The organism is Allorhizobium sp. GW101-3B10, assembly GCF_059424725.1.
Window position 1 is genome coordinate 2,096,158 of sequence record NZ_JBWKZR010000001.1, and the last position, 19,517, is coordinate 2,115,674.

Below are 19,517 nucleotides of genomic sequence, written 5' to 3' on the forward strand. Positions count from 1 at the left end.
AGAAACGGCGGGCCTTCGCCCGCCGTTTCTCTGAAGTTCGTTTGTCTGGACCCGATCAGTCGATGTCGCTGACCGAATCGGCGCTGCCGCTGATGCGGTGGGCGAGCGCTGCTTCCATGAACTCGTTCAGGCCGCCGTTCAGGACCGTATCCGGATCGGTGCTCTCGACGCCGGTACGCAGGTCCTTCACCAGCTGGTAGGGCTGCAGGACGTAGGAGCGGATCTGGTGGCCCCAGCCGATGTCGGTCTTGGAGGCGGCTTCGGCATTGGCTGCCGCTTCGCGCTTCATCAATTCCGCCTCGTACATGCGGGCGCGCAGCATTTCCCAGGCCTTGGCCTTGTTCTTGTGCTGCGACCGCTCCTGCTGGCAGGCGACCACGATGCCGGTCGGGATATGCGTGATGCGCACCGCCGAGTCGGTCGTGTTGACGTGCTGGCCGCCGGCGCCCGACGAACGATAGGTGTCGATGCGGCAGTCGCTTTCGTTGATCTCGATGTTGATCGAGTCGTCGACGACGGGGTAGACCCAGACCGACGAGAAGGACGTGTGGCGGCGGGCATTGCTGTCATAGGGCGAAATGCGCACGAGACGGTGCACGCCCGATTCGGTCTTCAGCCAGCCATAGGCATTGTGGCCCTTGACGTGGATGGTCGCGGACTTGATGCCGGCTTCTTCGCCGTCGTGGACTTCCATCACCTCGACCTTGAAGCCCTGCTTCTCGGCCCAGCGGATATACATGCGCAACAGCATGTTGGCCCAGTCCTGGCTCTCGGTGCCGCCGGCGCCGGAATGGACTTCGAGATAGGTGTCGTTGCCGTCGGCCTCGCCGGACAGCATGGCTTCCACCTGCAGGCGGCCGGACTCGGCCTTCAGCGCCTTCAGCGCCTCCTCGGCTTCGCGGACGACCGACTCGTCGCCCTCTTCCTCGCCCATCTCGATCAGCTCGATGTTGTCGGTCATCTGCCGTTCGAGGCGCTTGACGCCATTGATGCTGTCATCCAGCTGCTGGCGCTCGCGCATCAGCTTCTGGGCCTCGGCGGCATCGTTCCAGAGGTTGGGATCCTCTGCCTTGTTGTTCAACCAGTCCAGTCGCCTTACAGCCTGATCCCAGTCAAAGATGCCTCCTCAGCAGGCTTATGGCCTGCTTGATTTCGTCGACTACATTCTCGATTTCATTACGCATCGTGGTTGATCTTCACCTCGGTCTAAAACTGGTTCGTCAATTAGTTGCGGCCGCCCCCGATGTAAAGGGGCGGCCGCGCGCATTGAACAGCAGCTGGATGTCAGAACAGGCCGCCGGCGCCCGACGTCACGGCCTGGTTGGCCTGCGGCGATTCCCTGAGGATTTCCTCGGGCGCGACATAGCCCTCCATGCCGATGACGGAGAAGGTGTCGGCGGGGCCGGTGCCGGGCTTGAAGGCCTCGATGATGGTGTCCGGATCGCCCTCGGCCGCATACATGCCGGTCTTGCGGTTGATCGGGATGAGGCTCATGCCTTCCGGCAGGCGGAACTTGCCCGGAGGCGTACCGGCCACGGCGTCCTGCATGAATTCGTTGAAGATCGGCGCCGACATCGAGCCGCCGGTCGCGCCTCGGCCGAGCGGTGCGGGATTGTCGAAACCGATATAGAGGCCGGCAACGAGATCGGGCGTATAGCCGACGAACCAGGCGTCCTTTTCGTCGTTGGTCGTGCCCGTCTTGCCGGCGGTCGGCCGGTCGAGCTTGATCTTGCCGGCGGCGGTGCCGCGGGTAACCACGCCTTCCATGATCGAGGTGATCTGGTAGGCGGTCATCGGGTCGAGGACCTGCTCGCGATTGTCGACGATGGTGGGCTCTTCCTGGCCGTCCCAGCCATTGGCGTTGCAGCCTTCGCAGACGCGTTCCTCATGGCGGAAGATGGTCTTGCCGTAACGGTCCTGGATTCGGTCGATGAGCGTCGGCTTGATCTGCTTGCCGCCATTCGCCAGCACTGCATAGGCGGAAACCATGCGCAGCACGGTCGTCTCGCCCGAGCCGAGCGACATGGCGAGCACCGGGTTCATCTTGTCGTAGATGCCGAAGCGTTCGGCATATTCGGCGACAAGGTTCATGCCCATGTCGTTGGCCAGGCGCACCGTCATCAGGTTGCGCGACTTCTCGATGCCGAGACGAAGGGTGGACGGGCCGGCCGAGCCGCCGCCGTAGTTCTGCGGCCGCCAGACCTGGCCGCCCGAGACGAACTCGATCGGGGCGTCCATGATGACCGAAGCCGGGGTATAGCCGTTGTCGAGCGCCGCGGCGTAGACGAAGGGCTTGAAGGACGAACCGGGTTGGCGCATGGCCTGCGTGGCACGGTTGAATTCGGACTGGGCATAGGAGAAGCCGCCGACCATGGCGAGCACGCGGCCGGTATGCGGGTCCATGGCGACGAGACCGCCCTGCACCTTCGGCGGCTGGCGCAGCCGGTAGCCGCCCTCGTCCTTCTTCTCGACATAGACGACGTCGCCCGGCGCCAGCACGCCTTCCGGCGACTTCGCCGTCTTGCGGTCGCCTGCGGCGGAGCGGTAGGCCCAATCCATGTCGTCAGCCGCGATGGTCGCGGTCTCGCGTTCGGCGACGACCTTGCCGCCGGCCTCCTTGGCGGGCTGCAGGCCGATGTCGACGCGCGAGGGCGATACGGCGAGCACGACGGCAAGCTTCCACTCCGGCACATCGCTCAAGGCATCGACCTTGGCGAGTTCGACGCCCCAGTCGCCCGAGGCGGAGATCTTCGCCACCGGCCCACGGTAGCCGCGGCGCTGGTCGTAGGTGATCAACCCGTCCTGAAGCGCCTTGCGGGCGAAGATCTGCATCTGCGGATCGAGCGAGGTGCGCACCGACAGGCCGCCTTCATAGAGCGACTTGTCGCCGTATTTCTCGATGATCTGGCGGCGGACCTCTTCGGCGAAATAGTCGGAGGCGAAGAGATAAGAGCCGGTGCGGCGGCCAGTTACGCCGAGCGGCTGCTTCTTGGCTTCCTCTCCGTCAGCCTTCACGACGAAGCCATTCTCCACCATGCGGTCGATGACCCAGTTGCGGCGCTCGATCGCGGCCTCGGTGTGGCGGAACGGATGGTAGTTGGACGGGCCCTTCGGCAGGGCGGCCAGATAGGCGGTTTCAGCGATGGTCAGTTCCGTCACCGACTTGTCGAAATAGGTGAGTGCCGCGCCAGCAATGCCGTAGGCATTCATGCCGAAGAAGATCTCGTTGAGATAGAGTTCGAGGATCTTGTCTTTCGAATAGGTCTGCTCGATGCGGAAGGACAGGATCGCTTCCTTGACCTTGCGGTCGATCGTCTGGTCGGAGGACAGGAGGAAGTTCTTGGCCACCTGCTGGGTGATGGTCGAGGCGCCGACCGGGCGGCGGCCGGAACCGAGGTTCTGAACGTTGACCAGGATGGCGCGGCCGAGGCCATAGATGTCGACGCCGGGGTGATTGTAGAAGTTCTTGTCTTCGGCCGAAAGAAACGCCGCCTTGACGCGGTCCGGTATCGCCTGGATCGGCAGGAAGAGCCGCCGTTCGCGGGCATATTCGGCCATCAGCGCGCCATTGCCGGCGTGGATGCGCGTCGTGACCGGCGGCGCATAGCTCGACAGCACCGCGTAGTCCGGCAGATCCTTCGAGACCCCGTTCAGATAGACGGCGACGACCACCGCCACGCCGAGGGCCAGAACGGACGCGAGTCCGAAGAGATAACCAATCAGTCTGATCATGTTCGAGCTACCGGCAATGCTTTCGGTTCAGCGCGCAATGGGCGAACATCGCACATAGCGTGGCGTTTTGCACGTCATGCCGCCCTTGGCAAGACACAAGCGGCCCCGTTCGGAGTAACCGCCCGATTGTGAGGAAAATAGGGCCGTCTTTATGTTATGCACGGCCCACGCGGCCGGGCGCGCGCAGGCGATCAGCCGCCATTGGCGACGACCGGCACGCGATAGCGCTTGATCGCCGCCGCCAGCAGGTCGGCGATCTTCACGCGCCAGGCCGGGTCGAGCAGGAGTTTCTCGTCGTCCTTGTTGGACAGGAATCCGAGCTCGAGCAGGATCGACGGCACGTCATGGGCCTGCAGCACCCGGAAGCCGGCATAACGGTGCGGATTGTTGATCAGTTGCACCTGCCCCTCGAAGGACTTGACCACGGAATCGGCCATGGAGACAGAGAAGGCCTGGGTTTCCCGGCGGGTCAGGTCGAGCAGGATGTCGGAAACCTCGGCCGGTTCGGTGGAGAGACTGACGCCGCCCACAGCATCCGAGAGGTTTTCGCGCTCGGCGAGGTCCTCGGCCATGCGGTCCGATGCCTTGTCGGAGATGGTGTAGACGGTGGCGCCCCGGATATTGTTCTGGCGCAGCGTGTCGGCATGGAAGGAAACCAGCAGGTTCGCCCCGCGCTGCCGGGCAATGGTGACGCGCTCGGAAAGCGACAGGAACTCGTCGCCTTCCCGCACGAGGAAGGCCTCGACCCCGGCCTCGCCCTTCAAGCGTTCGGCCAGCGCCTTGGCAAAGGCGAGCGTGATTTCCTTCTCGGGCGTCTTGGTCGCCGCTCCCGCCGCACCGGCGTCGATGCCGCCATGCCCGGCGTCGATGGCGATGACGAAAGCGCCCGACGCATCCGGCGCGGATTGCACGAGCCGATCGCCGCGCTGTACGCCTGAGCTTGCATCGGCGGCGGCAGTCGTCCAGGTCTGGTCTTGCACCAGCTTTTCGAAATCCTGCTGCGAGACCATTTCGGCGTCGAGCACGAGGCGATAGCCTTCGCCGCCTTCGTTGGCCATGACGTCGCTCACCACCAGCCGGGCCGGCCGCTCGGCCGTCAGCACCAGTCTTGCCGAGTCAGCATCCATCGATCCGTAGCGGATGTCGCGGAACAGCCCCTTCGGCTGAAGATCGTCCTGGGGAAAGGTGAAGACGGTCGAGGGAAGGTCCACGACGATCCGGTCGGGCTTGCCGATGTAGCGCACGGCGATCTCGGGCTTGCGGTCGAATTCCAGGACGATCCGGGTGCGGGCCCGGTCGCCGACGATGCGCGCGGCATAGGCGGCAAGAGGATCGGCCGGAGCCACCGGGGCGTCTTCGACGGCCGATGCGGCATTGACCGAGCCCCCCGCAACCGCCAGCAGCAGCGCAACAGCGATTCGTGCATATTTCAGCCCCGGGCGAGGCCGATGTCCCGAACGAGACAGGTTCATATCCAAGTCGCTTCCCCGTGTCGAATCGCCGGCGATCGCCATTTTTCCGCCGCCATCGCGCCGATCATGCATGAAATCAGTCCCGTTCGAGCGAAAACCGGCGGCTTTTGTCTAGCCGGCCTGTGCCAAATCGGCACAACCGCCACTTTCGACCGAGAATCGGGTTTCCATGTCAAACCCCGCTAATCAATCGATATTATGGCATAATTTCGTTTCCCCTTGCTATTGTCACGCAGAAAACATACAAGGCAGATGAGGGTTAAAAGTGCCAACGGGATAGAATGACCGCCACGGCTGCCAACCTCTTCAAGGACTTGGCGCCTAGCTTGTCGGATCTTCATCCGCCGTCTCCGCTTTTTTTCCTGAAACTTGTTTAACACGCCGGCTCGGCCGGCAAACGCAACTGGTGGTTTCCACCGCATGCTCAAAAGAGCACTCATCGGGTCCTCAGGGGCCTAGGTCATTGTCGTTTTCGTTCGGTCTTTGATGTCATTGCAGTTGATCTTGAACACGTTTGGCGGATCGGGCTTTTCAAGCACCCCGACAGCCGTTCAAGTGCTGCCAGCGCACCCCACCGGGCGGGAACATTTATATCCGGCGCCAAGCCCCCAAGGCATCACCCGCACCAAAGCAAAGCGAGCGAGTGAACTCCTTCCTGGCGACGCCGAGGAGCACAGCTTAAATGGCAGACAGAATGTTGATCGACGCGTCTCACGAAGAAGAGACGCGCGTTGTCGTCGTACGCGGTAACCGTATCGAAGAATTCGATTTCGAGTCCCAGCACAAGAAGCAGATACGCGGCAATATCTATCTGGCGAAGGTAACGCGGGTCGAACCCTCGCTGCAGGCCGCCTTCGTCGACTACGGCGGCAATCGCCACGGCTTCCTGGCCTTCGCCGAAATTCATCCCGACTATTACCAGATCCCCTATGCCGACCGACAGGCGCTCTTGAGCGCCGAAGCCGAGGAACATCGTCGCGAAGACGAAGCCGACGGCGACGAGGCACCGACGGTCGATCTGGCCAAGCAGGAACAGCCCGACGTCGGCGTCGCGCCGGACGAAACGGCAGAGCCGGAAGCCGAAGCTTCGAGCGAAGCGCCGGTCGAAGCCGCCTCCGAAGAAGCAGCGCCCGCCGAGGAAGCCCCCAAGACCAAGCCGAAGCGCGCCCGCAAGCCGCGCGCCAAGAAGACGGCCGAAACGGAAGAACAGGTTTCCGAAGCCGCCGAGGCCATCGACGATGACGGCAAGGGCGACATGGCCGCCCTGTTCGAGACCGACGACGAGATCTCCGAGGATGCCGGCGGACGCCGCGGCCGCGACGACGATTTCGACGATGACGACGACCACATCGAAGAGAAGGAAGAAATCGAATCTGTCGGCGCCGAAGACGCCATGGAAGAGGTTCCGGACCGGATCGTGCGCAAGCCGCGCAAGCAGTACCGCATCCAGGAAGTCATCAAGCGCCGCCAGATCCTGCTCGTGCAGGTCGCCAAGGAAGAACGCGGCAACAAGGGCGCAGCGCTCACCACCTACCTGTCGCTCGCCGGCCGCTATTCGGTGCTGATGCCGAACACGGCGCGTGGCGGCGGCATTTCCCGCAAGATCACCAATCCGGCCGACCGCAAGCGCCTGAAGGAAATCGCCCGCGGTCTCGAAGTGCCGCTCGGCATGGGCGTGATCCTGCGCACGGCCGGCGCCAACCGCACCAAGGTCGAGATCAAGCGCGACTTCGAATACCTGATGCGCCTGTGGGAAAACGTCCGGACCCTGACGCTGAACTCCACCGCGCCGTGCCTCGTCTATGAAGAAGGCTCGCTGATCAAGCGCTCGATCCGCGACCTCTACAACAAGGACATCTCCGAGATCGTCGTCGCCGGCGAGGAAGGCTATCGCGAAGCGAAAGACTTCATGAAGATGCTGATGCCGAGCCACGCCAAGGTGGTTCAGCCCTATCGCGACCTGCACCCGATCTTCTCGCGCTCCGGCATCGAAGGCCAGCTCGACAAGATGCTGCAACCGCAGGTGACGCTGAAGTCCGGCGGCTACATCATCATCAACCAGACCGAAGCGCTGGTGGCGATCGACGTCAACTCCGGCCGCTCGACCCGCGAATACTCGATCGAGGACACCGCGCTCCAGACCAATCTGGAAGCCGCCGAAGAGGTTGCCCGCCAGCTGCGCCTGCGCGACCTTGCCGGCCTGATCGTCATCGACTTCATCGACATGGAGGAGAAGCGCAACAACCGTTCCGTCGAGAAGAAGCTCAAGGATTGTCTGAAGAACGACCGCGCCCGCATCCAGGTCGGCCGGATCTCGCATTTCGGCCTGCTCGAAATGTCGCGCCAGCGCATTCGCGCTTCGGTTCTCGAATCGACGACCCAGCTTTGCCCGCATTGCGGCGGCACGGGCCTGATCCGTTCGCAGTCCTCGGTTGCCCTGCACGTCCTGCGCGGTATCGAAGAATACCTGCTGAAGAACACGACCCACGACATCACGGTTCGCACGACGCCGGAAACGGCGCTCTACATTCTCAACCAGAAGCGCGGCACGATCGTCGACTATGAGCAGCGCTTCGGCGTCGCCATCGTCATCGACAGCGATATTTCCGTCGGCTCCCAGCACTTCGGCATCGACCGCGGCGAGCCCGTGGCCAATCCGGTGAAGATCGAGAGCCTGATGCAGCTGCTTCCCCCGATCGAGGAGGACGAATACGTCCCCGAGGTCGAGGAGGACGAGGAAGAAGAAGAAATCATCGCAGCAGCACCGGCCGCCCAGCCGGCAGCCGCCGCCGCCAACAGCGACGAGCAGAACCGCAAGCGCAAGCGTCGTCGCCGCCGGCGCAACAAGAACGGCCAGCCCGTCAACGGCGTGCAGGCCGGCGCTGACGGTGAGGCCGAAGGCGACGAAGACGAAGGCGAAGAGGGCGACGAAGACGGCGCCGTCGAAACCTCCGGCGAAGCCCGCGAGCAGGACGAAACCGTCGGCGAAGACGGCCAGAAGCGCAAGCGCCGCCGTCGCGGCAAGCGTGGCGGCCGCCGCAGCCGTCCGGGCGAAGAAGGCTCCGAGATCGGTGCCGAAGCATCCGCAGAAGGCGACGAAGGCGAAGGCGACGACAGCGATACCGAAGCCGCTCTGATCGAGGACATCGCCGAACAGGCCGTCGCGGTTGAACCGGCTGCCATGGCGGCGATCGAATCCGCCGACGAAGTCGTTCAGCCCAAGCCGCGCCGCAGCCGCAAGGCCAAGGTCGCCGTGTCTCCCGTCGAGGAGCCGGTAATCGCCGCCGAGCCGGTCGCCAAGGTCGAGGCCAAGGTGGAGACTCCCGCAGCCGCACCGGTCGTGGAAGAGGTCGCGGCACCTGCAGAAGCGGAAGCGGAAGCCGAGGTTGAAGCTACCGAAGAGGCCAAGCCGGCCCGCGCCAATCGCCAGTCGAATGTCTCCTCCTCCGAACCGGTCGTGACGTCGGTCAAGACAGCGGCGGACGGCGATGACGAGCCGACGAAGCCGAAAAAGGGCGGTTGGTGGCAGAAGCGCGGCTTCTTCTGAGAAGCCCCTTAGCACCAGGACAAGACAAAGGCCGCGTTTTACGCGGCCTTTTTTTCTGGGCGGTCGGTGGTCGATGGTGTCGCCGGGCTCAACCGTTGGGGCGGAACCGTTCCATGACCAGCGTCGGCTCGTTCATGAAGGTCGCGAGACCGCGTTCGGCAAAGCCGTTCTTCGTTGCGACACGGATTGATGCCGCGTGTTGCGGTGCCATGATGCATGTGGTCCTCGGATCGAAGAAGTTGGCGTCCGCCCAGGCCAGGGCCGCGGCCAGCGCTTCCGTCGCAAGCCCCTTCCCCTGCGCCTCCGGGGCGATCACCCAGCCCGCTTCGGGCACGCCGTCGAGGCTCGGCTGAATGTCGCGCTTGTAGTCGGCGAACCCGACCTCGCCGAGAAAGGCGCCGGTCGCCCTGTCCTCGATCGCCCAATAGCCGAAGCCCAGCACCTGCCAGTGGCCGACATAGCGCAGGAGCCGCGTCCAGGTTTCCGACGGCGTCGAGGGACGCCCCAGGATGTGCCGGACGACACGCTCGTCGCTCCACAGGCGGAGCATGGCGTCGAAATCCCCCGCCCGGTGGCCGCGCATGAGTATCCGCGGCGTCAGCAGTTCGGGCGTCTGGCCGAAAGGCGGTTGGGTTTTCGTTCTGGACATGCTGGAGCCTTCCAAGCAGCCCGTCCTTGCGCCCGGGCCGCGTTCACACTCTGATTCAACGCCTTGCCAGAATGATTCCGGAAACGCCGCCAGGGCCTTGTTCCGGAATCGTTATTCACAGCAGCCAGCGGGCCATGCGATCGGTCGCCTCGACCATTTCGGCATAGGTGCCGGCATAGGAAATGCGGAGCGCCCGGTGACCGTCGACCGGGTCGAAGTCCATGCCGGGCGTCGTCGCCACGTCGATTTCGGCCAGCATGCGCCGGGCAAACCCCATGCTGTCATTGGTATAGCGGCTGGCATCGACATAGGCATAGAAGGCCCCGTCCATCGGCGAGAGCAGCGGCAGGCCGAGTTCGGGCAGCCTGGCCATCAGGAAGTCGCGGTTCCTGCGGCAACTGGCCTTGTAGTGCTCCAGCTCCTCTTCGGCGTCGAGCGCGGCGATCGCCGCGATCTGCGAGAGTTCCGGGGCGGAGATGTAGAGGCTCTGGGCCAGGCATTCGAGCGGCCGGACGATATGGTCGGGAACGACCATCCAGCCGATGCGCCAGCCGGTCATGCAATAGTATTTGGAGAAGGAGTTGATAACGATCGTCTCGTCGCCGATCTCCAGCGCGGTCGCCTCCTCGCCGGCATAGGTGAGGCCATGATAGATCTCGTCGGAGATGAGCGTAATGCCCTGCCCCTGGCAATAGTCGTAGACCGCCATCAGCTGTGCACGCCCGGTTACCGTGCCGGTCGGGTTGGCGGGGCTTGCCAAAAGCACGCCCTTGAGGCGCAGGCCTGCGCTTGCTTGTGCTGCCTCGAGGCTCTCCGGGGTCAGCGTGAACTGGGTTTCGGCATTGACCGGCACCTCGATCACCTTGAGGCCGAGCGCCGAAAGGATGGCGCGATAGGCCGGATAGCCGGGTCTCGCGATCGCCACGGCGTCGCCGGGATCGAAGAGCGCGAGGAAGGCCAGGTTGAAGCCGGCCGAGGAGCCGGTGGTGACGACAACGCGGGCCGGATCCACGGCAACTCCGTGCCGCCGACGGTAATAGTCGGCGAGCTTGGCCCGAAGCTCGGCAAGGCCGAGCGCATCGGTATAGCCGATCCGGCCATGGCCGAGCGCCGCGCGCGCTGCGGCAAGGGCCGCTTCCGGGGCCGGGTGGCCCGGCTGGCCGACCGCCATGGAGATCACCGGTTTTCCGGCATTGCGCCGCCGCGTCGCCTCCGCCAGCAGGTCCATGGCGTGAAAGGGTTCGACTGCGCTGCGTCTTGAAAGGGAAACCACCAACAACTCTCTCCGGTCGATAAACGTCGCCCGACAATTGCCGCATTATTGCAGTCATCACAATGGCGAGAGCGCTTCGCTGCGGCCATTTTTCCGATTCCACTTGCCGCTCGCTGCCGATACGCTAGAGCAAATCAACGGTTTCGGATGGCTGCGGCCATCCACACGACATCCGCCCTGGCGGACAGCATGCAAGAGGAAAGACATGGCCTTGAATTTCAGGAAGCTCGCCGCGACCGCCCTGGTGCTCCTGCCGGTGGCTCTGCCCACGTCGGCCGGTGCGCTCGACGACGCGCAGAAGAAGGAGCTCGGCGCCTTCATCAAGGAATATCTGATCGCCAATCCGGAGATCATGCTCGACGTCCAGGATGCGCTCGAGAAGAAGCAGCAGGACGCGCGCCTGCAGCAGGCCTCGGCCGCCGTCAAGGACAACAAGGAGGCACTGTTTGCCTCGGAATACGACCTCTCGCTCGGCAATCCGAAGGGCGACGTAACGATCGTCGAATTCTTCGACTACAATTGCGGCTACTGCAAGCGCGCCCTCTCGGACATGGACGAGATCCTGGCCAAGGACAAGAACGTGCGCTTCGTGCTGAAGGAATTCCCGATCCTCGGACCGGAATCCGAAGCGGCCCACAAGGTCTCGGACGCCTTCCGCAAGATCGCGCCCGAAAAGTACGGCGATTTCCACCGGGCCCTGCTGGGCGCCGAAGGCCGCGCCGGCGAGGAGAGCGCGCTCGAAGTCGCCTCCTCCCTCGGCGTGACCGAAGAGCAGATCCGCGCCAAGATGGCGGAAAGCCCGAACGACGCGTCGGTCAAGGAGGCCTACCAGCTGGCGACCAGCCTCGGCATCACCGGCACGCCCTCCTACATCGTCGGCAACGAGGCCGTGTTCGGCGCCATCGGCTCCGAGGCGATCGGCCAGAAGCTTGCCAATGTCCGCACCTGCGGCCAGACGGTCTGCTAAAGGCGCAACACGCCGCGCTTAACCTTGCTCCTCATTTTCCGGGGAACGAACGGCACCCGGGCCGCAAAGGGCTTTCCCTTGCGGCCTCGCCGGTCTATAGGAGGCGGTTGAAAGTCGACGGAACCGCAGATGAGCAAGATCCTTTTCGTCCTGAACGGCCCCAATCTCAACGCGCTCGGCAAACGCGAGCCGGGGATCTACGGCGGCAAGACGCTCGCCGACATCGAGGCCGATTGCACGGCTGCCGGCGCGGAACTCGGCTTTTCGGTGGACTTCCGTCAAACCAACCACGAGGGCGTGCTGGTCGACTGGCTGCACGAGGCCGGCGAGAAGTCGGTGGGCGTGGCGATCAATGCCGGTGCCTATACGCATACATCGATCGCACTGCACGACGCCATCCGCGCGATCGGCGTTCCGGTCGTCGAGGTGCACATCTCCAACATCCATGCGCGGGAAGAGTTTCGCCACAAGTCGGTGATCGCCCCCGCCACCAAGGGCATGATTTGCGGCTTCGGCCCTCACAGCTACATCCTGGCGCTTCACGCGCTGAAGAACATCACGCAATAACAAGAATACAGGACCCCTTTCCATGGCTGACAAGAAATCGGGAATCGATCAGGCGCTGATCCGTGATCTGGCAAACATCCTCAACGACACGGATCTCAGCGAGATCGAGGTCGAGCAGGACGACATCCGCATCCGCGTGTCGCGCGCCGCGCCGCAGATGATGGCGATGCCGCAGATGGCCTACCAGCAGTTCGCCGCCCCTCAGGCAGCAGCACCGGCTGCGGCTGCAGTGGTCGCCGCCGAACCGACGCGCAACCTCGCCAATACGCTGACCGCGCCGATGGTCGGCACGGTCTATCTCGCACCGGCCCCGGGCTCGCGCCCGTTCGTCGAGGTCGGCTCGATCGTCAAGGAAGGCCAGACGCTGCTGATCATCGAAGCCATGAAGACCATGAACCAGATTCCGGCGCCGCGCTCCGGCAAGGTTGTCGAAATTGTCGTCGAAGACGGTCGCCCGGTCGAGTACGGCGAGCCTCTGATCGTCATCGAGTAAGCCGATGACAATCTCCAAGATCCTCATCGCCAATCGCGGCGAAATCGCGCTCCGGGTGCTTCGCGCCTGCAAGGAACTCGGTATCGCCACCGTTGCCGTGCACTCGACGGCTGATGCCGACGCGATGCATGTGCGCCTTGCCGACGAAAGTGTCTGCATCGGTCCGCCGCCGTCGCGCGACAGCTATCTGAACATCCATCAGATCGTCGCGGCGTGCGAAATTACCGGCGCCGACGCCGTCCATCCCGGCTACGGCTTCCTGTCGGAAAACGCCAAGTTCGCCGACATCCTCGACGCCCACGGCATTACCTTCATCGGGCCGACCGCCGAGCATATCCGCCTGATGGGCGACAAGATCACCGCGAAGAAGACCGCCGTCGAACTCGGCATTCCGGTCGTTCCGGGTTCCGCCGGCGAAGTGCTTCCGGAAAATGCGATGGAGATCGCCCGCCAGATCGGTTTCCCGGTCCTCATCAAGGCGACCGCCGGTGGCGGGGGCCGCGGCATGAAGGTGGCCAAGAACGAGACCGAACTCGAGGAGGCCGTTTCGACCGCCCGCTCCGAGGCGCTCGCCGCGTTCGGCAATGACGCGGTCTACATGGAGAAATATCTCGGCCATCCGCGCCATATCGAAGTGCAGGTGGTCGGTGACGGAGAAGGCAATGCGATCCATCTCGGCGAGCGCGACTGCTCGCTGCAGCGGCGCCACCAGAAGGTCTGGGAAGAGGCCAACTCCCCTGCCCTCAACGTCGAGCAGCGCATGAAGATCGGCCAGATCTGCGCCGACGCGATGAAGAAGATGAAGTACCGGGGCGCCGGCACGATCGAATTCCTCTACGAAAACGGCGAGTTCTATTTCATCGAAATGAACACCCGCCTGCAGGTCGAGCATCCGATCACCGAAGCCATCACCGGCATCGACCTGGTGCACGAGCAGATCCGCGTCGCCTCCGGCGGCGGCCTCTCGGTCACGCAGGACGAGATCACGTTTTCCGGCCACGCCATCGAATGCCGCATCAATGCCGAGGATCCGCGCACCTTCGTTCCCTCGCCGGGCACGATCACGCATTTCCACGCGCCGGGCGGCCTTGGCGTTCGCGTCGACAGCGGCGCCTATGCCGGCTACAAGATCCCGCCCTACTACGACAGCCTGATCGGCAAGCTGATCGTGCACGGCCGCACCCGCGTCGAATGCATGATGCGGCTGCGCCGCGTGCTCGACGAGTTCGTCGTGGACGGCATCAAGACGACGCTGCCGCTGTTCCAGGACCTGGTGGCCAACCAGGACATCGCCAACGGCGACTACGACATCCACTGGCTGGAAGACTATCTGGCCAGGACTGCACCGTGAGGTGAGACGGACATGGCAGGGCGCCGCAGCAGGGACCAGAGGATAACCCCGGAACTCCTGCTGCGCGCCTATTCCATCGGGCTCTTCCCGATGTCGGATGCCGCCGACGACCCGGAGATCTTCTGGGTCGAACCGGAAATGCGCGGCATCCTGCCGCTCGATGCTTTCCACATATCCAAGAGCCTCGCCAAGGCGGTGCGCAAGAAGCCTTTCGACATCCGCTTCGACACGGCCTTCGACGCCGTCGTGGAGAAGTGTGCGGAGGAAGCCGAAGACCGGCCGAGCACCTGGATCAACGACACCATCAAGGAACTCTACGGGGCGCTGCATAAACTGGGCCACGCCCATTCGGTCGAAGCCTGGGAAGGCGATGCGCTGGTGGGCGGGCTCTACGGCGTATCGCTCGGCTCGGCCTTCTTCGGCGAGAGCATGTTTTCCCGGCGCACCAATGCCTCGAAGATCTGCCTGGTGCATCTGGTCGAACGATTGAAGATGCGCGGCTTCACCCTGCTCGACACGCAGTTCACCACCGAGCACCTCAAGACCTTCGGCGCGATCGACGTTCCCAAGCAGGACTATCTGAAACTGCTCGACAGGGCGATGGACAGCGGGACGCTGCCGTTCTGATCCACGCCTCAGGCGACTGGCAAGATCCGGCAGTCTTTGGAGACAGGCTAGGCGGCATTGAGATCGGCGGTTTCGCCGAACTGGATCAGCAGGCGCGGGCTCGACATGTCGCCGCTTTCCTCGTCCACCTGCACCGAATAGGCGGCGACGCCGATATGGCGCGTCGACATGGCGGTGGCGATCTTCTCGGCAGACATTGCATTGGAGGCCTGGCGCATCTCGCCGGGAACCAGGTTGCCGCGGTTCTTCTTGAACGGCAAGACGATGAATTTTTCAGAAAGGGCCATGGTCGCAACTCCTGTTCGTTCTCTGAATGTTCCCATTCAGAGACAATGTCAAGCGCCGCTTCTCATTGCGCCGTGCGGATGAGCCGAATTGCGGAAATATGTGATTTAATTGGTCTTTGCGCGCTTGCTGCAAGAGCTTGTGGCGCTATCGCACGTCGCCTTCGTCTGACGCCCCATGCGAGTCAGGACGTCAGAACAGCCCCACGCTTCCCGGCTTTATCCCTTGCACCGGTGGCTCGGGCTGCTCCTGTGGCACTTCTTCGCCCGCCGGCGGAAGGTCGAGCGGCGGCAAGCCTTCGCCGGTGACGTCATCCGGTATTTCCTGCGGCGCAGCGAGCGGAGGGACGGCGACCGGCGCGCTCCCGTCAGGGGCGGCCTGATCCGGCGCGCCCGTCGGCTGGGGTTCTCCGCCTTGGGCAGGTTGCGGTGCCTCGACGGGCTTCTGGGAGGTCTCGGTGACCGGTACCGGCGCCGGATGAGCAGCCTTGACGCCCTTCGGGGCCGGCACGTCGGAGGACTGCTTGCAGCCGGTCAGCCAGACGTCGTAGATCGCATGCTCGACGGCATTGAGCGCCGGGCTGTCGGCGAACATCCAGCCGGAAAAGATGCGGCGGATCTTGCGGTCGAGAGTGATCTCGTCAACCTCGATGAAGGCGTCGATCTTCTGCGCCTCGGTCTCGTCGCGGGAATAGCAGACCTTCGGCGTGACCTGGAGGGCGCCGAACTGGACCGTCTCGTCGATATAGACGTCGAAGGAGGTGATGCGGCCAGTAATCTTGTCGATGCCGGCGAATTCTGCGACGGGATTGGAAATCCGCTCGGCGCGAGCAGGACCCGCTCCGACCATTGCGGCGGCAGACGCGGCCAATGCCGCCATGCCCATCACAGCAAGGGTAGAGCCACGCCCGATACGCTTCATGTCTGCCATTCTCCAGCCTTCGATTATGCGGGCGCCGCGATCAGAGCGGCCTCCACACAGAGGCCCTAGAACCGAATTGTGGCCAAATCGGGTGTCAGTTGCCGGGGGTCCAGGCGTCGTAGTCGCCGGTGACGCGGGGACGTTCGCCGGTCGCGGCGATCGAGCCCTGGGGCCGATAGGCGTTCGGCGTGCCGGTCGCGTTGGCGCGGTGCGGCTTCTGCCATTCGGCGGCCTTGTAGTCTTCCTTGGACGGGGGAACGTCGGTGCGATGGTGCATCCAGCCGTGCCAGCCGGCCGGAATGGTCGAGGCGTCGGCATAGCCCTTGTAGATGACCCAGCGGCGCGGCAGGCCGAAGGTGGTGGTGCCGCCCTCGTAATAGATATTGCCGAACTGGTCTTCGCCGACCTTCGTGCCCTTGCGCCAGGTGAAGAAACGCGTGCCCATGGTCTGACCGTTCCACCAGGTGAAAAGTTCCAACAGAAGCTGCTTCATGTCTCGTCCTTGGCTCCGGGCCTTGGCGGCCGCCGGCTTGTCATCGTTCTCCGCTTATGCCGCCTCGGTGGCCGGTTGTCCAGTGATTCGCCGCGCTGCGGCCGTCATTTCAGCTTGTACTTGAAGCCGAAATGGCTCTTGGCAAAACCCAGCCGTTCGTAGAAGCGATGCGCATCCGTGCGGGCGGCATTCGAGGTCAGTTGCACCTGGCGCAGGCCGAGCCGCCTTGCCTCCTCCAGGCAGAAGCCGATCATCTGGCTGCCTATGCCGCGGCCCCGCATATCGGCCCGCGTCTGCACCGCTTCGACGATCATCGAGGTTGCGCCACGCCCGGTCAGCGTCGTCGTCAGCAGGGTCTGGAACGTGCCGACGATCTCCCCGTCACATTCGGCGACATAGAGGGTTTCGCGCGGCGTCTGCCGCAGCGTGCGAAAGGCATCCAGATAGTCTGCTCGGGCGGCCTCGTCGGTGGTGTCGCCATGACCGCCGATGTCGTCGGAGGCCAGGATCGCGACGATCGCCGCGACGTCCTCCTCGCGGGCCTGCCTGATGATGATCGCCGGTGCTTGCATAATTTTCCCTTCCGCGCGTTACTCACCGGGAGGTTTAGGGAGTATGCAGGAGGACCGTATGACAGTGAGAGGGTTTTGCACGCTTATTTTCGCCATCACGCTTCCGGCCACGGGAGCGATGGCCCAGGAGGGCGGACGACAGGGCATCGCCTTCGTCCAGGCGCCGGAGATGTCGAGCGGGGTCTGCACCGGCAAGGATGCCGCAACCGCCTTCGACTGCGCCAAAAAGCAGTGCGTCGACGGCGGAGGCACGGACGAGGACTGCCTGGAGGCGGCCTACTGTTTCCCGGCGCGCTTCAGCGTCGACGTCTTCATGCAGTCGTCGGAAGGGCCGCACTGGCACGAATACTACTGCGGCTGGGACAGCAAGGAACTGGCGCTTGCCGCGGCAAAGGTCGCCTGCGACAACATCAAGAGGCCCTATCTGGTCGAATGCACGCCGGTTCTGATCTATGACGAAGACGGAAATTCGGAAGAAGTGCCGATGGACAACTGACGGCAGGCGGCCCGAAGGGTAGCCGCTCAGCCCAGCCGCTTCTCCATGATGATCGCCGGCAGGCCGCTGTCCGGCCCGCCGCAGCTCGTCGTGCGGTCGACCTCCACGAAGCCGTGTTCCTGATAGAAGGCGACGGCCGCGGTGTTGCGCGGCTCGACCTCCAGCCGCATGATCTCGGCATCGGGAAAGCAGGTTTCGAGTTCGGCGAAGAGATCGCGGCCGATGCCCATGCGCTGGCACGAGGGCCTGACGTAGAGCTGGTGCAGGAAGGCGGTCTTGGCCATCTTCGTCGACATGGCCGCATAGGCCATGCCGCCGAGCTGTCTGCCATCGTCCGCCACGAGGAACTCGCCACCCTTCTTGCCGATGCGGGCTTTCAGCGCCGCAAGCGAATGCCAGGCATCGACCAACTCGCGCACCTTCGCCTCGCCGTAGAACGGGTCATACGTGGCGTGGAAGGTCTCCGACAGCAGGGTGCGGAGCGCTTCCACATCCTGCGGGCCGGCGGTGCGGACGAAGAACAAGACCTTATTCCTCGACGATGCCGAGCTTGGCCTTGACCAGCGCCTGGACGGCCTGGGGGTTGGCCTTGCCGCCGGTCGCCTTCATCACCTGGCCGACGAACCAGCCGGCCAGCGTCGGCTTGGCGAGCACCTTGGCGACCTGATCCGGGTTGGCGGCGATGATCTCGTCGACGGCCCTCTCGATGGCGCCGGTGTCGGTGACCTGCTTCATGCCGCGGCTCTCGACGATCTCGGCCGGGTCGCCGCCCTCGTTGAAGACGATTTCGAACAGATCCTTGGCGATCTTGCCGGAAATGGTCTCGGCCTTGATGAGGTCGATGATGCCGCCGAGCTGGGCGGGCGAAACCGGAGTCTCTTCAATGGTTTTGCCGGCTTTGTTCAAGGCGCCCAGCAGGTCGTTGATGACCCAGTTCGCCGCCGTCTTGCCATCACGGCCCTCGGCCACGGCCTCGAAGTAATCGGCGATTGCCTTTTCCGAGACGAGCACGGAGGCGTCGTAGACCGAGAGGCCGAGATCGCGGACGAAACGAGCCTTCTTGTCGTCCGGCAGTTCCGGCAGGTCCTTCTTCAGTGCCTCGACGAAGGCGTCGTCGAATTCCAGCGGCAGCAGGTCCGGATCGGGGAAGTAGCGGTAGTCGTGCGCATCTTCCTTGGAGCGCATCGAGCGCGTCTCGCCCTTGCCCGGATCGAAGAGGCGGGTTTCCTGGTCGATCGAGCCGCCGTCCTCGAGGATGACGATCTGGCGACGGGCTTCATACTCGATCGCCTGGCCGATGAAGCGGATCGAGTTGACGTTCTTGATCTCGCAGCGCGTGCCGAACTCGCCGCCCGGCTTGCGCACGGAGACGTTGACGTCGGCGCGCATCGAGCCCTCGTCCATGTTGCCGTCGCAGGTGCCGAGATAGCGCACGATCGAGCGCAGCTTGGTCATGTAGGCCTTGGCTTCGTCCGATGACCGCATGTCGGGCTTGGAGACGATTTCCATCAGGGCGACGCCGGAGCGGTTGAGGTCGACATAGGACATGGTCGGGTGCTGGTCGTGCATCGACTTGCCGGCATCCTGCTCCAGATGCAGGCGCTCGATGCCGATCTCGATATCCTCGAAATTGCCCTGGCGGTCAGGGCCGAGCGAGATGATGATCTTGCCCTCGCCGACGATCGGATCCTTGAACTGCGAGATCTGGTAGCCCTGCGGCAGGTCGGGATAGAAATAGTTCTTGCGGTCGAAAATCGAGCGCTTGTTGATCTGGGCTTTCAGGCCGAGACCGGTGCGCACGGCCTGGGCCACGCATTCCTCGTTGATCACGGGCAGCATGCCGGGCATGGCGGCATCGACCAGCGACACGTTGGAGTTCGGCGCATTGCCGAAGGTCGTCGAGGCGCCCGAAAACAGCTTGGAATTGCTCGTCACCTGGGCGTGGACTTCCATGCCGATGACGATCTCCCAGTCACCGGTGGCGCCGGGGATAAAACGTTTCGGATCGGGCGTGCGGGTGTCAACAAGGGTCATCGGCTGCTCGTGTCATGCGTGGATTTCTCAAGCCCGTG

The 19,517-nt window shown here is 63.8% G+C and carries 17 protein-coding genes and 1 pseudogene; 7 read left to right on the forward strand and 11 right to left on the reverse strand.

Annotated elements, in window-relative coordinates:
* Positions 1–55: 55 nt before the first annotated feature.
* The 3 genes from prfB to AC07Y0_RS10320 form a co-directional block, all read right to left on the reverse strand.
* Positions 56–1,184 (reverse strand): peptide chain release factor 2 gene (gene prfB, locus AC07Y0_RS10310; RefSeq protein WP_454745548.1). Its coding sequence is split into 2 segments (ribosomal slippage): positions 56–1,114 and positions 1,116–1,184, totalling 1,128 coding nucleotides; the frame shifts between segments, so codons are not numbered across the junction.
* A 100-nt stretch (positions 1,185–1,284) separates the two neighbouring features.
* Positions 1,285–3,732 (reverse strand): penicillin-binding protein 1A, encoded by a 2,448-nt coding sequence (locus AC07Y0_RS10315; protein ID WP_498676924.1) that lies wholly within the window; start codon positions 3,730–3,732, stop codon positions 1,285–1,287.
* A gap of 191 nt (positions 3,733–3,923) precedes the next feature.
* Entirely contained in the window at positions 3,924–5,204 is a 1,281-nt protein-coding gene (locus tag AC07Y0_RS10320; RefSeq protein ID WP_498680209.1) for an N-acetylmuramoyl-L-alanine amidase, read from the reverse strand.
* 682 nt (positions 5,205–5,886) lie between these two features.
* Between AC07Y0_RS10320 and AC07Y0_RS10325 the strand changes: the two genes are divergently transcribed.
* Positions 5,887–8,751: an Rne/Rng family ribonuclease gene (locus tag AC07Y0_RS10325; RefSeq protein WP_498676926.1), complete on the forward strand. Its 2,865-nt coding sequence runs from the start codon at positions 5,887–5,889 to the stop codon at positions 8,749–8,751.
* Positions 8,752–8,839: 88 nt separating this feature from the next.
* Here AC07Y0_RS10325 and AC07Y0_RS10330 read toward each other — a convergent pair whose 3' ends face one another.
* Together AC07Y0_RS10330 and AC07Y0_RS10335 are read right to left on the reverse strand one after the other, a co-directional pair.
* Positions 8,840–9,400 carry a GNAT family N-acetyltransferase gene (locus AC07Y0_RS10330; RefSeq protein ID WP_498676929.1) on the reverse strand — a complete coding sequence of 187 codons (561 nt, stop codon included), beginning with the start codon at positions 9,398–9,400 and terminating at the stop codon, positions 8,840–8,842.
* Between the two features lie 115 nt (positions 9,401–9,515).
* Positions 9,516–10,673 (reverse strand): pyridoxal phosphate-dependent aminotransferase, encoded by a 1,158-nt coding sequence (locus AC07Y0_RS10335; RefSeq protein ID WP_498680210.1) that lies wholly within the window; start codon positions 10,671–10,673, stop codon positions 9,516–9,518.
* Positions 10,674–10,878: 205 nt separating this feature from the next.
* Here AC07Y0_RS10335 and AC07Y0_RS10340 point away from each other — a divergent pair, with 205 nt between their 5' ends.
* The 5 genes from AC07Y0_RS10340 (at position 10,879) to aat (ending at position 14,678) form a co-directional block, all read left to right on the forward strand.
* Positions 10,879–11,640 carry a DsbA family protein gene (locus tag AC07Y0_RS10340; protein WP_498676931.1) on the forward strand — a complete coding sequence of 254 codons (762 nt, stop codon included), beginning with the start codon at positions 10,879–10,881 and terminating at the stop codon, positions 11,638–11,640.
* A gap of 129 nt (positions 11,641–11,769) precedes the next feature.
* On the forward strand, positions 11,770–12,207 hold the full coding sequence (aroQ, locus tag AC07Y0_RS10345; RefSeq protein ID WP_028735919.1) for a type II 3-dehydroquinate dehydratase: 438 nt from the start codon (positions 11,770–11,772) through the stop codon (positions 12,205–12,207).
* A gap of 22 nt (positions 12,208–12,229) precedes the next feature.
* On the forward strand, positions 12,230–12,700 hold the full coding sequence (gene accB / locus AC07Y0_RS10350; protein WP_028735920.1) for an acetyl-CoA carboxylase biotin carboxyl carrier protein: 471 nt from the start codon (positions 12,230–12,232) through the stop codon (positions 12,698–12,700).
* 4 nt (positions 12,701–12,704) lie between these two features.
* A complete protein-coding gene (gene accC, locus AC07Y0_RS10355; protein ID WP_498676933.1) occupies positions 12,705–14,051 on the forward strand; it encodes an acetyl-CoA carboxylase biotin carboxylase subunit in 1,347 nt (448 codons plus the stop codon).
* A 12-nt stretch (positions 14,052–14,063) separates the two neighbouring features.
* A complete protein-coding gene (gene aat, locus AC07Y0_RS10360; protein ID WP_498676935.1) occupies positions 14,064–14,678 on the forward strand; it encodes a leucyl/phenylalanyl-tRNA--protein transferase in 615 nt (204 codons plus the stop codon).
* 47 nt (positions 14,679–14,725) lie between these two features.
* Here the strand turns inward: aat and AC07Y0_RS10365 are convergent, their stop codons facing one another.
* The 4 genes and pseudogenes from AC07Y0_RS10365 to AC07Y0_RS10380 all read right to left on the reverse strand — a co-directional run bounded on the left by AC07Y0_RS10365 (position 14,726) and on the right by AC07Y0_RS10380 (position 16,949).
* On the reverse strand, positions 14,726–14,965 hold the full coding sequence (locus AC07Y0_RS10365) for a hypothetical protein (RefSeq protein ID WP_454745539.1): 240 nt from the start codon (positions 14,963–14,965) through the stop codon (positions 14,726–14,728).
* Between the two features lie 496 nt (positions 14,966–15,461).
* Positions 15,462–15,842: pseudogene (locus tag AC07Y0_RS10370) on the reverse strand (DUF2155 domain-containing protein); the annotation flags it as partial.
* Between the two features lie 136 nt (positions 15,843–15,978).
* Positions 15,979–16,377: an NADH:ubiquinone oxidoreductase subunit NDUFA12 gene (locus AC07Y0_RS10375; protein ID WP_498676937.1), complete on the reverse strand. Its 399-nt coding sequence runs from the start codon at positions 16,375–16,377 to the stop codon at positions 15,979–15,981.
* Between the two features lie 104 nt (positions 16,378–16,481).
* Entirely contained in the window at positions 16,482–16,949 is a 468-nt protein-coding gene (locus AC07Y0_RS10380; RefSeq protein WP_498676938.1) for a GNAT family N-acetyltransferase, read from the reverse strand.
* Positions 16,950–17,007: 58 nt separating this feature from the next.
* On the opposite strand from AC07Y0_RS10380, the gene AC07Y0_RS10385 reads away from it, so the two are divergent.
* Positions 17,008–17,445 (forward strand): hypothetical protein, encoded by a 438-nt coding sequence (locus tag AC07Y0_RS10385; RefSeq protein WP_498676940.1) that lies wholly within the window; start codon positions 17,008–17,010, stop codon positions 17,443–17,445.
* Between the two features lie 26 nt (positions 17,446–17,471).
* Here AC07Y0_RS10385 and AC07Y0_RS10390 read toward each other — a convergent pair whose 3' ends face one another.
* Entirely contained in the window at positions 17,472–17,969 is a 498-nt protein-coding gene (locus AC07Y0_RS10390) for a GNAT family N-acetyltransferase (RefSeq protein WP_498676943.1), read from the reverse strand.
* 4 nt (positions 17,970–17,973) lie between these two features.
* Positions 17,974–19,479, reverse strand: coding sequence for an Asp-tRNA(Asn)/Glu-tRNA(Gln) amidotransferase subunit GatB (gene gatB / locus AC07Y0_RS10395; RefSeq protein ID WP_498676945.1), 1,506 nt, complete (start codon positions 19,477–19,479; stop codon positions 17,974–17,976).
* Positions 19,480–19,517 lie beyond the last annotated feature (38 nt).

What these genes read in the sequence shown, in the direction of transcription:
- AC07Y0_RS10315 (WP_498676924.1), bottom strand. Translation starts at nt 3,732, where the DNA reads ATGATCAGACTGATTGGTTATCTCTTCGGACTCGCGTCCGTTCTGGCC.
- AC07Y0_RS10320 (WP_498680209.1), bottom strand. Translation starts at nt 5,204, where the DNA reads ATGAACCTGTCTCGTTCGGGACATCGGCCTCGCCCGGGGCTGAAATAT.
- AC07Y0_RS10325 (WP_498676926.1), top strand. Translation starts at nt 5,887, where the DNA reads ATGGCAGACAGAATGTTGATCGACGCGTCTCACGAAGAAGAGACGCGC.
- AC07Y0_RS10330 (WP_498676929.1), bottom strand. Translation starts at nt 9,400, where the DNA reads ATGTCCAGAACGAAAACCCAACCGCCTTTCGGCCAGACGCCCGAACTG.
- AC07Y0_RS10340 (WP_498676931.1), top strand. Translation starts at nt 10,879, where the DNA reads ATGGCCTTGAATTTCAGGAAGCTCGCCGCGACCGCCCTGGTGCTCCTG.
- aroQ (WP_028735919.1), top strand. Translation starts at nt 11,770, where the DNA reads ATGAGCAAGATCCTTTTCGTCCTGAACGGCCCCAATCTCAACGCGCTC.
- accB (WP_028735920.1), top strand. Translation starts at nt 12,230, where the DNA reads ATGGCTGACAAGAAATCGGGAATCGATCAGGCGCTGATCCGTGATCTG.
- accC (WP_498676933.1), top strand. Translation starts at nt 12,705, where the DNA reads ATGACAATCTCCAAGATCCTCATCGCCAATCGCGGCGAAATCGCGCTC.
- aat (WP_498676935.1), top strand. Translation starts at nt 14,064, where the DNA reads ATGGCAGGGCGCCGCAGCAGGGACCAGAGGATAACCCCGGAACTCCTG.
- AC07Y0_RS10365 (WP_454745539.1), bottom strand. Translation starts at nt 14,965, where the DNA reads ATGGCCCTTTCTGAAAAATTCATCGTCTTGCCGTTCAAGAAGAACCGC.
- AC07Y0_RS10375 (WP_498676937.1), bottom strand. Translation starts at nt 16,377, where the DNA reads ATGAAGCAGCTTCTGTTGGAACTTTTCACCTGGTGGAACGGTCAGACC.
- AC07Y0_RS10380 (WP_498676938.1), bottom strand. Translation starts at nt 16,949, where the DNA reads ATGCAAGCACCGGCGATCATCATCAGGCAGGCCCGCGAGGAGGACGTC.
- AC07Y0_RS10385 (WP_498676940.1), top strand. Translation starts at nt 17,008, where the DNA reads ATGACAGTGAGAGGGTTTTGCACGCTTATTTTCGCCATCACGCTTCCG.
- gatB (WP_498676945.1), bottom strand. Translation starts at nt 19,479, where the DNA reads ATGACCCTTGTTGACACCCGCACGCCCGATCCGAAACGTTTTATCCCC.